Annotated in this window: 12 protein-coding genes; 9 read left to right on the top strand and 3 right to left on the bottom strand. The window is 65.4% G+C overall.

From position 1 onward, the window contains the following. Positions 1–50 precede the first annotated feature (50 nt). The gene (locus CCK87_RS07010; RefSeq protein ID WP_249273759.1) at positions 51–2,315 is read left to right on the top strand and encodes a UvrD-helicase domain-containing protein; all 2,265 of its coding nucleotides are present in this window, start codon (positions 51–53) and stop codon (positions 2,313–2,315) included. 66 nt (positions 2,316–2,381) lie between these two features. Next, complete coding sequence (locus tag CCK87_RS07005) at positions 2,382–2,753, top strand: FKBP-type peptidyl-prolyl cis-trans isomerase (RefSeq protein WP_200920223.1); 372 nt, start codon at positions 2,382–2,384, stop codon at positions 2,751–2,753. A gap of 94 nt (positions 2,754–2,847) precedes the next feature. On the opposite strand, the gene CCK87_RS07000 is transcribed toward CCK87_RS07005, so the two are convergent. Both CCK87_RS07000 and CCK87_RS06995 read right to left on the bottom strand, forming a co-directional pair. Further along, on the bottom strand, positions 2,848–4,173 hold the full coding sequence (locus tag CCK87_RS07000; protein ID WP_086460713.1) for an MFS transporter: 1,326 nt from the start codon (positions 4,171–4,173) through the stop codon (positions 2,848–2,850). 55 nt (positions 4,174–4,228) lie between these two features. Next, on the bottom strand, positions 4,229–5,083 hold the full coding sequence (locus CCK87_RS06995; RefSeq protein WP_086460712.1) for a LysR substrate-binding domain-containing protein: 855 nt from the start codon (positions 5,081–5,083) through the stop codon (positions 4,229–4,231). Between the two features lie 144 nt (positions 5,084–5,227). Between CCK87_RS06995 and CCK87_RS06990 the strand changes: the two genes are divergently transcribed. Together CCK87_RS06990 and rpsO are read left to right on the top strand one after the other, a co-directional pair. Continuing rightward, positions 5,228–6,544, top strand: a complete 1,317-nt coding sequence (locus tag CCK87_RS06990; RefSeq protein ID WP_249273758.1) for an MFS transporter — start codon at positions 5,228–5,230, stop codon at positions 6,542–6,544. Between the two features lie 121 nt (positions 6,545–6,665). Continuing rightward, entirely contained in the window at positions 6,666–6,935 is a 270-nt protein-coding gene (rpsO, locus tag CCK87_RS06985) for a 30S ribosomal protein S15 (RefSeq protein ID WP_044438586.1), read from the top strand. Positions 6,936–7,013: 78 nt separating this feature from the next. Here rpsO and CCK87_RS06980 read toward each other — a convergent pair whose 3' ends face one another. Beyond that, the gene (locus CCK87_RS06980) at positions 7,014–7,313 is read right to left on the bottom strand and encodes a hypothetical protein (protein WP_086460710.1); all 300 of its coding nucleotides are present in this window, start codon (positions 7,311–7,313) and stop codon (positions 7,014–7,016) included. A 62-nt stretch (positions 7,314–7,375) separates the two neighbouring features. Here CCK87_RS06980 and CCK87_RS06975 point away from each other — a divergent pair, with 62 nt between their 5' ends. The 5 genes from CCK87_RS06975 to CCK87_RS06955 all read left to right on the top strand — a co-directional run bounded on the left by CCK87_RS06975 (position 7,376) and on the right by CCK87_RS06955 (position 12,085). Continuing rightward, on the top strand, positions 7,376–7,831 hold the full coding sequence (locus tag CCK87_RS06975) for a VanZ family protein (protein WP_086460709.1): 456 nt from the start codon (positions 7,376–7,378) through the stop codon (positions 7,829–7,831). 16 nt (positions 7,832–7,847) lie between these two features. After that, the gene (locus tag CCK87_RS06970) at positions 7,848–8,279 is read left to right on the top strand and encodes a hypothetical protein (protein ID WP_086460708.1); all 432 of its coding nucleotides are present in this window, start codon (positions 7,848–7,850) and stop codon (positions 8,277–8,279) included. A 56-nt stretch (positions 8,280–8,335) separates the two neighbouring features. After that, positions 8,336–8,761, top strand: a complete 426-nt coding sequence (locus CCK87_RS06965; RefSeq protein ID WP_086460707.1) for a hypothetical protein — start codon at positions 8,336–8,338, stop codon at positions 8,759–8,761. A 40-nt stretch (positions 8,762–8,801) separates the two neighbouring features. Continuing rightward, positions 8,802–9,440, top strand: coding sequence for a hypothetical protein (locus CCK87_RS06960; protein ID WP_086460706.1), 639 nt, complete (start codon positions 8,802–8,804; stop codon positions 9,438–9,440). Positions 9,441–9,811: 371 nt separating this feature from the next. Next, positions 9,812–12,085 (top strand): polyribonucleotide nucleotidyltransferase, encoded by a 2,274-nt coding sequence (locus CCK87_RS06955; RefSeq protein WP_086460705.1) that lies wholly within the window; start codon positions 9,812–9,814, stop codon positions 12,083–12,085. The last annotated feature ends 43 nt before the right edge of the window (positions 12,086–12,128 follow it).

Here is a 12,128-nt window from a genome sequence, read left to right as displayed (position 1 = left end):
GGCTCGAGACCCGAGTAAACTAGATGGCCGCTGTCAAGGAGTGTCTATTCGTGGTTTCAACCGAGCTCGCCCAAGAACGTCGCTACGTCGAGGAGCTGTACGCCCGTCTCGATGCGCTCAGGGTGGAGGCCAGAACGGCACTCGAGAGGGTGCGCCGCGACGACGTGGGCGGCAACCACCAGAGCCGTTCCGAGAGGGATGCCTACGCTCGGCTCTACGAGGACCGCATCGCACAGCTCGACGAGGTCGATGACCGGCTCGCGTTCGGACGACTCGAGCTGGCCGACGTCGATGACTCCGACGACGACTCGCCGTTCCGGTACATCGGCCGTATCGGGCTGCGCGACGAACAGCTGAAGCCGATTCTGCTCGACTGGCGCGTGCCTCAGGCCGCCGCGTTCTACCAGGCGACGGCGGCTACTCCGCTGGGTGCTCGGGCGAGGCGCCACCTGATCACCGAGGGCCGCGTGGTCACTCGCATCGACGACGAGATCTTCGATGCCGAACTCCTCGTCGAGCAGGCCGACTCCCTGCAGGGCGAAGCCGCGCTTCTCGCGGCGCTCACCAGCCAGCGCACCGGTCGCATGAGCGACATCGTGGCCACCATCCAGGCCGAGCAAGACAGAATTATCCGATCCGAGCTCGGGGGAGTGCTCGTCGTGCAGGGCGGCCCTGGCACAGGCAAGACCGCCGTCGCTCTGCACCGCGCTGCCTACCTGCTCTACTCGCATCGCGAGCGACTCGCGTCATCCGGTGTTCTCGTCGTGGGTCCCTCGCGGGCTTTTCTGCAGTACATCGAGGCGGTCCTGCCGAGCCTCGGAGAGACCGGCGTCGTGGTCTCGAGCGTCGGCGGCCTGTATCCAGGCCTCGAGGCGGTGCACGACGATGCTCCTGAGACCGCTCGGGTGAAAGGCGCCGCCGAGATGTCGGGGCTGATCAAGCGAGCCGTACGCTCCAGGCAACGCGTGCCTCTCGAGGCGATCGACCTCGACGTCAACGGTGAACGTCTCACACTCGAGCCTGGGCTGATCGCCTCCGCGATGAACCGGGCATGGGAGACCCGCAAGCCGCACAACGAGGCTCGCGTGGTCTTCGTCAAGAGCGCCCTCAATCAGTTGAGCCGTCTTCTCGCCGAGCAGCTGCGTTCGCACGGCAACACGGTCGACGATGCCGATCAGGCCGTGCTGCGCGAAGACCTTCGCACGTCGCAGGATGTCGTGGTCGCACTCAATACGGCCTGGTTGCCCCTCACCCCAGAGAAGTTACTGCAAGACCTCTACGCGAGGCCGCAGTGGCTCGCCTCGCTCACCCCGCAGTGGTCAGACGCGAAGCGCGCGCTCCTGCGCCGCGACCGCGACGCACCGTTCACCATCTCTGATGTGCCCCTACTCGACGAGGCGGCCGAACTCCTCGGCGAGTACAACGCGCAGAATGCGGCCCTCAAGCGCGAGGAGAAGCTGCAGAAGAAACGCGACATCGAGAATGCCGAGAATGCGATCCGCAACATGCAGGTCGAGGGCCTCGTGCACGCGGAGGACCTGGCTGCCGGATTCGCTGAGCGCAGCGTGCGCGGAACGACAGCCGAGCAGGCCGCAGCCGATCGCACATGGACGTACGGCCACATCGTGGTCGACGAGGCTCAGGAGCTGTCGCCCATGCAGTGGCGTGTTCTTGCACGGCGCTGCCCCCTGCGGTCGTTTACCGTCGTCGGCGACATGGCACAGGCGAGCGCGGCGGCCAGCGCGCGCAGTTGGCGGGATGCCGTTCAGCCGCTCGTGGGCTCCTCGCCTCTCGGAGAGCGGTGGCGGCTGGAGGAACTCACCGTCAACTACCGCACCCCGGCACAGATCGCCCTCGAGGCGGAGGCGATGGCCGAGAAGAACCATCTGCCGATCACCCGGGCCACGGCGGTGCGAGAGAGCGAGTGGCCTGTCACCACGACCGTCGTCGACCTCCGGCCCTCCGGTCGGCCTGTCGATCCCGATGCGCTCGGAGATGCGGTGATCACTGTCATCGAAGACGACCGCGATATCGACGACCGGGGCACCGTGGCCGTCATCGCCCCTGAGGCGACGGTCGACGCGCTCTACCCCGCCCTCTCGGAGTCGTTCGGCCGCGACATCGGATTGGGCGCTCAGGGTCTGAACCGCGCGATCGCCGTGCTGACGGCGCAGGACGCGAAGGGTTTGGAGTTTGACGCGGTCGTCGTCGTCGACCCCGACGGCATTCTCGCCGAGTCGAGCCGCGGCGCATCCGGCCTCTACGTGGCGATGACCAGGCCCACGCAGCGCCTGCACCTCGTGCGCCCCGCCTGATCGTCGCGATTACCCCCTGAGAGAACGCTTTTGACCGGCGCACCCCGGGAGCGGTTGGATGGAGCCATGACCGAAAACATGAACACCAAGCCAGAGATCGACTTCCCCGAGGGCCCCGCTCCCACCGAGCTGGTCATCGAGGACATCGTCGTCGGAGACGGCGCAGAAGCGACCCCCGGAGCAACCGTCGAGGTGCACTACCTGGGCGTCGAGTACGAGACCGGCGAGGAGTTCGACTCGTCGTGGGGTCGGGGCGAGACCATCAGCTTCCCGCTCAACGGCCTCATCGCAGGATGGCAGGAAGGCATTCCCGGTATGAAGGCCGGCGGACGTCGCAAGCTCACCATTCCCCCTCACCTCGCCTACGGTCCCGCCGGCGGCCACTTCCTCGGCGGCAAGACCCTCGTCTTCGTGATCGACCTGATCAGCGTTCCGTAAGGTTCTCTCGTCTCGATCGGGGCGGCGGGGCGTGGAGCAGGTCTCCACGCCCCGCCGTCGTCGTCTGAGACGATGCGTTCCGCGCCATGACGCGTCACGGCGTCGGATTCAGCGCGTCGTACTCCCTCAGCGAGCGATGCAGGCGCACGGCCGCGAGGGAGAAGAGAACCACGATGGCCCCACCGAGCAGGGGCGGCAACCACAGCAGTGCGGTCGCCGCGGCAAGCCCGACGTAGGCGTCGCCGAGACGTGGCCCGCCCGTGACCACCACGGTGAAGATGCCCTGGATGCGACCGCGCATGACGTCGGGAACGGCCGACTGCATCATGGTCTGGCGGAAGATGGCGCTGACGTTGTCGGATGCGCCGGCGCCGGCGAGTGCCAGACTCGCCAGAGCGAGCGCGGGCAGATTGGCGTCGTCGAACGATGAGGTTATGCCGGCTGCCGAGCCGTGGTCCATCACGAGAAGCACGAGTCCGAACGCCGCGATGAACCCTCCGTACACGGCGACGGCGCTGCCGATGGCGCGACCCTGCATCCGCACGTGTCCGAGCCTGCCCGAGAAGACCGACGAGAGCAGGGCGCCGACGGCGAACGCGGCCGAGAGGATGCCCACCGTTATCGCGCCTCCGCCGATCAGCAACGCGCCGACCGCCGGGAAGACGACCCGCGGCATCCCGAACGTCATCGCCACGATGTCGATGAGAAACGACATGCGGATGTTCGGGGCTCGTCTCAGAAACGCCAGGCCCTCCCAGACGGCGGCGAAACCGGCTCGGCGGGTTCCTCCCTCCGGAATGATCCGGGGAAGAGTCACGACACCGGTGAACGCGGCGACGAAGAGCACGACGTCGACCGTGTAGGTCCATTGGAATCCGACCGTGGCCACGAGCACACCGGCGAGCGCGGGCCCGACGGTCACCTGTACACCGAAGCTGATCCCCCCGAGAGCCGACGCAGCAGGAAGCAGATCGGGCGACAGCAGTCTGGGCACGATCGCCGAGCGGGTGGCGCCGACAACCGTCGTGGCGACCGCCGTGATGGTCGTGAGGGCATAGAACATCCACAGTTCGTCGATGCGGTTCCAAGCCAGGAGGGCGAGTCCGACCGTGGACCCCCAGGCCAGGAATTCGGCCACGAGTACGACCGTTCGCCTGTCGAAGCTGTCGGCGAGGACGCCACCGTAGACGCCGGCGACGATCATCGGAACGAGTGCGAACACGCCGACGAGTGACACCGCGGTCGTCGACCCGGTGATGTCGTAGATGTGCAGACCGACCGCGATGATGGTCATCTGGCCGCCGATTCCTGCGATCAGGCCACCGAGCCAGAGGCGGAAGAACGCGGGGCTGCGGCGGAACGGGGCGAGGTCGACGAAGTGCGTTCTGCGGGTCGGCGCGTCTGCCTGGGGTGTATTCACTGCGCGGGGTTTCCGATCATCGGGGGAGTCGTTCTATCGTGCACGACGATCGCCATCACGCCGTGCGATTGAGAGTGCGGCCCATGATGGCCGAGATGAGCGCGTCGACCGGTTCCGTGGGAGCAGCGGGATTGCGGAGCAGAGTCAGGTCGACCTCGCCCAATTCCGGCAGGTCGAACCGGTTTCCGACCACGACCAGGTCGTCGGGGATGAGGGAGCGGGGGAAGACGGCGACGCCGATACCCGCCCGCACGGCGGCGAGGAGACCGTTCACCTCGCGTGTGTTGCAGGTGATTCGCCATCGCCGTCCGGCCTGTTCGAGCGCCTCGATCGCGCTGGTGCGGCTGACGGTCGTTCCCTGGTAGGTGATCAGCGGAACCGGCGCTCCGGGCTCGACGATCGTCTTCTCCTGGCCGACCCACACGAGCTGGTCGCGCCGAACGACGGTGCCATCCGTGGTCTCGGGCTTCTGCTTGATGAAGATGAGATCGAGCGAGCCGGCGTGCAGTTTGCGAAAGAGCGGCCCCGACTGGTCGACGGTGAGTTCGAGGTTGATCTGGGGATAGAGCTGGCGAAAGTGCCTGAGGATGCGGGGGAGTTGCGTGATGGCCAGGTCGTCGGCGGTGCCGAATCGGAGTTTGCCCTTCATGGCCGAACCGCTGAAGTAGTCGTCGGCGGCGCTGTGCGCCGCCAGGATCGTGCGCGCGAAGCCGGCCATGGCATCCCCGTTGTCAGTCAAGGACACATCGCGCGTATCGCGGGCGACGAGAAGACGGCCGGATGCCTGCTCGAGCCGCCGGACGTGCTGGCTCACGGTGGGCTGGCTGATGCCCAGGCGCTGGGCGGCCACGGTGAAGCTCGAGGTCTCGGCGACGGCGAGAAAGGTGCGGAGCAGAGTGGGGTCGAACACGGGTCTCATTCCGAAACGTAATGGGAGTTATAGGGTCAATTTAGTCGGGGAATGATCCAGGTGGGCAATAGCGTTGAAGAAACGGATGCCCGGCATCCACTTTCTATACGTAACCGCCTTCGTTATCTCGCACCTGGATTATTCGTGACACCCCCTCCCTCCGACCCGTTTCCCGTAACCGCTCCCATGCCCGTTCTGACCTCGGCACCTCCGTGGAAAGACACCTTCTCCTCTCTGAGAGTCCCCAACTTCCGGCTCTTCACCTCGGCCAACATCGTCGCCATGACAGCCCTCTGGATCCAGAGGATCGCCCAGGACTGGCTGGTGCTCGAGCTCTCGGGAAGCGTCGCAGCCGTTGGTCTGACGGTCGCCCTCCAGTTCGCTCCGATGCTGTTTCTCGGGCTCTACGGCGGCGTTCTCGTAGACCGTTACTCGAAGCGGATGCTGCTGGCGATCACGCAGAGCGTCTCGCTGCTCGCCAGTGTGGCCCTCGCGGTGCTGGCGCTGACCGGAGTCGTCGAGGTGTGGCACATCATGCTCGTCGCCCTGATCGTGGGACTCGCCACGGTCATCGACAATCCCACCCGCCAGGTCTTCGTCAACGAACTCGTCGGGCCGAAGTATCTGCGCAACGCGATCAGCCTCAACTCGTCCGTCTTCCAGCTCGGCGCCCTGATCGGGCCGGCGATCGGCGGAGTGCTGCTCGTGTCTGTCGGTGCGGGCTGGTCGTTCGCCATCAACGCGGTGGCGTGCCTCGGCGTTGTGATCACGGTCTTGATGCTCAACCCCGCGACCCTGTATCCGGCTCCGGTCGCGCCGCGGGCGAAAGGCCAGTTGAAAGAGGGCCTGTCGTACGTCTTCGCCAAGCCCACGATCCTCTGGACCGTCGTGATGGTGGCATTCGTCGCGGTCTTCGCCCTCAACATGCCCGTGCTGCTCGCGGCCTATGCTTCAGACGTCTTCGACAGCGGACCCGGGGGTTACGGTCTGTTCAACTCGCTCGTCGCCGTCGGCGCATTGGCCGGGGCCGTGCTGTCGACTCGCCGAACGAGCATCCGGCTTCGCGCCGTGGTGATCACGGGTCTCGCGTGGGGAACCGTTCAGGCGATCGTCTCCGGCGCGCCCAACGAGCCCATCGTCTGCGTGCTGCTCGTCCTGGTCGGATTCTGCACTCTGCAATTCCTCACGGGCGCGAATCAGCTGATCCAGCTCTCCAGCAACGTGTCTATTCGCGGTCGTGTCATGTCGGTCTACGTGCTGGTGCTTCTCGGCGGCCAGGCGCTGGGCGGTCCGCTGATGGGGTGGCTCGTCGAGAGCTACGGCCCGCAGTTCGGCATGCTCGTGTCGGGTGTGGTGCCCGCGGTGGCCGCCCTGGTAGTCGGCGTGCTTCTCGCTCGAAGCGGCCGATTCACCGTTCGGTTGCGTCGTCGCCTGCCTCTCATCGCGATCGTTCAGCACTAGCTGACCGCCTCTCGCGCGATCTGCTAGAATCTCAAGGTTGCCGTCTAACGGCCGCGGATAAAGAGAGCCCGCACATACTGTGCCGGGCACCGCGCAATGAGGAGAAAGGGGATCACCAACTATGGCTCTTGAAGCTGATGTCAAGAAGGCGATCATCGAAGAATACGCAACCCACCCCGGTGACACCGGATCCCCCGAGGTCCAGGTCGCGATGCTCACGCGTCGCATCAAGGACCTCACGGAGCACCTCAAGGAGCACAAGCACGACCACCACTCGCGTCGTGGACTCCTGCTTCTGGTCGGACAGCGTCGCCGCCTGCTGGGTTACCTGGCCGACGTCGAGATCGAGCGCTACCGCGCACTGATCGAGCGTCTCGGCCTGCGTCGATAGTTCGCCGCATTTCTTGACGATGGGCCGTTCTCCCCGAGGGGAGAACGGCCCATTCGCATATGTGGCGGCGTTCGGTTCTCAGACGCGGTCGTCGTCGCCGAGCTCTTCGGCGCTCTCGGCCTTGTAGTCCTCGTCGTCGAGATCGTCGTTCGTCTCGTCGGGATCATCGATCTGCAGGGTGTCGATGCTCTCCTCGACACTGAACTCAGTGTCTGTGCCGTCGAGCAGATCCTCGTCGAGGGACTCCTCATCGTCGACCGAGGGATCGCCCGGGTTCGTGAATTCGGCGTCGCCCCTGTCGTCGAGTTCGCTCGATACCTCAAGCAGGTCCTCGTTGCCGTCGTTGTTGCTACTCTCGTCCAGTTCTCTGTCAGTCATATCTCGACTCTAGAACAGTGCATGCACACGATCCACCAAGACTTGTGCGGCAGGATCGACTCATGTTCCGACGCCATCCCGTGCTCTCCGTTCTCACGGTGCTCTATCTGGCGGGCGTGGGTTGGGTCACCCTGGGTCCGGAGCCCTACGACGACGGCACGAGCAGCATCCTGTGGCGTTTTCTCGACTTCTTCGGCCGTTATGACGCGACCGACTGGATCACGTTCGACCGGGTCGAATTCGTTGCGAATATTGCGATGTTCGTGCCGTTGGGCATGTTCTTCGTACTCCTTCTCGGCCGAAAGCAGTGGTGGCTCGCGATGATCCTCTGTGGTGGCATCTCCTGCGCCATAGAGATCTGGCAGGGAGCGCTCCTGCCGACGCGCGTCGCCGATGTGTCCGACATCGTGGCGAACACTTCCGGAGGCACGATCGGTGTTCTCCTCGGTGTCGTGCTCATGTCGATATCGCTGGCGCGTCGTGGTCGCCGCACGCGCGTTCGCGCACGAGCCGCGTAGGCGCTTGGATAGACGCATGAGATTTCTTTCCTTCGGTCGCGTCAACAACCCAGAACTTGCGAAGACCGACCAGGGTTCGGGCTCGCTCGACGACTACCTCTACGACCTGATGCCGCGTAACCAGAAAGTGCGCATCCAGATCGCCGACAGCGACCCCTGTCAGGACGCGTTGCGGGCGGTCGTGGATCAGGGTGTGAGCGAGACGGAGGCCTTCATCGCGAGACGAAGCGCAGACGACGAGAGAACCGATGCGCCGACGCCCGTGCGGCTCTTCGTGAACCAGCGGCCAACGCCCGTCGTCGGTTTCGTTCCCCGTGGCCTCGAGGCCCCCGTCGAAGCGGCCCTCGGACGGCTGGCCGATTCGGGCAAGTCCACCCGGATGCAGGCCACTGTCCGCAAGACCAAGAACGGTCTGCGTGTCGATCTGGCCATCGGTCTGACGCGCTGACTCGAATCGAGCAACTCGATCTTCCCTCCGGAACTCCAGGGGAGTTGAATGGCCCTATGGTCATGGGCGATCGGAGCGGCTCGGGGATTCCCGACAGGCACGACGCGGGCGCGGGATCTCTCGCCGACTACACCTACAACCTGTTTCCCCGGTTCACGAACGTCACCCTGAGAGCGGCGGGGAGCATGCCATTCCAGAGCGAACTGGCCCAGCTGCGAGAGTCTCCGGATTCGCCGACGGAGGCTTTCGTCGAACGCCGGCCTCCAGCCGAGGATCGTATCGACGCCCCGATGCCGGTGCGTCTCTGGATGGGGCCGGAGCTGAGCGGAGTCATCGGTTTCGTGCCTCGCGGGCTCGAAGCACCGGTCGACGCCTGCCTCGGGCGTCTGTCAGACCGAGGAAAAGCGCCTCGCATTCCGTGCGCCATCATCGTCACCCGACACGGACTTCGAGTCGAGCTCGGAATGGGCCAGGCATACTGAGCGGTCCATCCACCGAGGGCGGACATGCTTGGATTGAACCATGCCCGCACCTCGCCGAAAGCTCTCCGTCGTCGTATGGGAACCGTTTCTCCTCGGCCTCGTGATCGTCGCAGCTCTCGCCGCATCCATAACGGCACGTCTGCCCGTGATCGGCATGATCATCGGTGCGATCGCCATCGTGATCGCTCTCTCGGGGGTCGTGCAGCTCGTGCGCCTCGGGTTCAGGAGTGGGGGAGAGCGCAACTCGACATCGCGGCTCGCGACTCTCGACGGCTTCGATGTGCGCGCCGTTTCCGTCGATGGAGTTCTCATGCTCGACGAGACCAGTCGGCGTCAGGATTCAATCGACCTCGCTCTCGGCTGGACCGATCCAGCGCTCACCGTCGTTCTCTGGCCCGGCGCCACGCGGTGGCTCGGCCGCGAACTCCGTGTCGAGGCGTACTTCGTGGGCGGCCCGAGACCTGCTCGCGCGGGATTCCTGCCTCGCGGCACCGACGCATCCATCGGTCAGGCCCTCGAGAAGCTGCGCGATGGGGGCGTGCTCGTCACCGTACCGGCGCGGGTCTTCGGCGACGGCAAGCTGACCGATCCGGCGCGGCCGTTCACACGTCTCGCCCGCCCTCTCACCGTCGAGGTCGGACGACCCGCCGATGACGCAATCGCCGCTATCCAGCCGTAGAGAGCGCACGCCTGCTAAGATCGGCCTGTTGCCCCTCGTGGGCAACTCGAACAAATCAATACACGAGCATCAAATGCGGAGCAGGCCGGCAGGACGCTGGTCACCGGTGGTGGGTTTCGGAACGCGTGAGAAGCGGTCCGAGGTTTTCTACTGTTGGCCAGACATGCGCCCCATGCTCTGATGGTTCTGACGAATCCCTCGAATCCCTCGGATTCGACAAGGCGCGTACGTGTACGGGTCTCGCACTAGGCGAGTACCCGCATGTCGCTCTGTCACCCCACTCCGCTGTACGCATCGCGAGAGCCCACACGGGGCCGCGAATTCTCTTCGCCTGCATGGCGAGAGACAACACATAAGGAGAAAACCCCCATATGGAGGGTCCAGAAATCAAATTCGCCGAAGCCGTCATCGACAACGGCAAGTTCGGCACCCGCACGGTCCGCTTCGAAGCGGGACGTCTGGCACAGCAGGCACAGGGCGCGGTCGCGGCCTACCTCGACGAGGAAACCATGCTGCTGAGTGCCACCAGCATCGGAAAGCACCCGAAGGACAACTTCGACTTCTTCCCGCTCACCATCGACGTCGAAGAGCGCAGCTACGCCGCCGGAAAGATCCCCGGATCGTTCTTCCGTCGCGAGGGACGCCCCTCGACCGAGGCCATCCTGGTCTGCCGCCTGATCGACCGCCCTCTGCGTCCGTCGTTCGTCAACGGTCTCCGCAACGAGGTCCAGGTCGTCATCACGGTGCTCAGCATCGCGCCCGACGAGTTCTACGACACCCTGGCGATCAACGCGGCCTCCGCGTCGAGCCAGATCTCGGGCATCCCGTTCTCGGGCCCCATCGCCGGCGTGCGCCTCGCGCTGATCGGTGACCAGTGGGTCGCCTTCCCCAAGTACTCGCAGCTCGAGGAGGCCGTGTTCGACCTGACCGTCGCCGGCCGCGTCGTCACCGACGCCCAGGGCAACCAGGACGTCGCGATCATGATGGTCGAGGCCGAGGCCACCGAGAACAGCTGGAACCTGATTCAGGCCGGCGCCACGAAGCCGAACGAGGAGATCGTCGCCCAGGGCCTCGAGGCTGCCAAGCCGTTCCTCAAGCAGCTCGTCGAGGCCCAGGCCTCGCTCGCCGCTCAGGTCAACAAGCCGGTCCGCGAATACCCGGTGTTCCCCGCCTACAGCCAGGCCGGATACGACGCGGTCGCCGAACTCGCATACGACGAGCTCGTCTCGATCTACCAGATCGCCGACAAGACCGAGCGTCAGGACGCCGACGATGCTCTCAAGGAGCGCGTCAAGCTCGCCATCAACGAGAAGGTCTCCGCGGGCGAGCTGTTGGGCGACATCCCGCCGATGGTCTCGGCAGCATACAAGTCGGTCACCAAGACCGTCGTGCGCGGCCGCATCCTCACCGAGGGCATCCGCATCGACGGTCGTGGCCTCGCCGACATCCGTCCGCTCGACGCCGAGGTCCAGGTCATCCCGCGCGTGCACGGTTCCGCCATCTTCCAGCGCGGTGAGACCCAGATCCTGGGCGTCACCACGCTGAACATGCTCAAGATGGAGCAGCAGATCGACTCACTGAGCCCGATCAAGAAGAAGCGCTACCTGCACCACTACAACTTCCCGCCGTACTCCACCGGAGAGACGGGTCGTGTGGGTTCACCGAAGCGCCGCGAGATCGGGCACGGCTTCCTGGCCGAGCGCGCCATCGCACCCGTGCTCCCGAGCCGCGACGAGTTCCCCTACGCAATCCGCCAGGTCTCCGAGGCTCTCGGATCCAACGGCTCCACGTCGATGGGTTCCGTCTGCGCCTCGACCCTGTCGCTGCTCAACGCCGGTGTGCCGCTGCGTGCACCTGTTGCGGGTATCGCCATGGGTCTCGTCTCCGACACCATCGACGGAGAGACCCGCTACGCGGCGCTCACCGACATCCTCGGTGCCGAAGACGCGCTCGGCGACATGGACTTCAAGGTCGCCGGAACGAGTGATTTCATCACCGCGATCCAGCTCGACACGAAGCTCGACGGTCTGCCGACGAGTGTGCTCGATGGCGCCCTGAAGCAGGCGAAGGCCGCGCGTACCGCGATCCTCAACGTCATCAACTCCGCGATCGATGCGCCCGACGAGATGGCGCCGACCGCGCCGCGCGTCATCAGCGTTCAGATCCCGGTAGACAAGATCGGTGAGCTGATCGGCCCGAAGGGCAAGACGATCAACTCGATTCAAGACGAGACCGGCGCCGACATCTCGATCGAGGAAGACGGAACCGTGTACATCGGTGCCGTCGACGGTCCGTCTGCCGAGGCCGCCCGTGCCCAGGTCAACGCGATCGCCAACCCGACCAACCCCGAGGTCGGCGAGCAGTTCCTCGGAACCGTCGTCAAGATCGCGACGTTCGGTGCGTTCGTGTCGCTGCTCCCGGGCAAGGACGGCCTGCTGCACATCTCCGAGGTGCGCAAGCTCGCCGGTGGCAAGCGCGTAGAGAACGTCGAAGACGTGCTCGGCGTCGGCCAGAAGATCCTGGTCGAGATCACGAAGATCGACGACCGCGGAAAGCTGTCGCTCGCTCCCGTCGTCGCCGACGAAGCCGACACCGAAGGCTCCGCTGCAGCCAGCGAGGGCCCCGAGGCTCCGGCCGAAGGCTAGTCACCCAGAACGAAGGCCCGTCCCACTCCGGTGGGGCGGGCCT

The sequence above is a fragment of the Agreia sp. VKM Ac-1783 genome (genome assembly GCF_900177765.1).
Taxonomy (GTDB): domain Bacteria; phylum Actinomycetota; class Actinomycetes; order Actinomycetales; family Microbacteriaceae; genus Agreia.
Note: the sequence above shows the minus strand (reverse complement) of the source record. Positions and strands in the feature narration are given on the sequence as shown.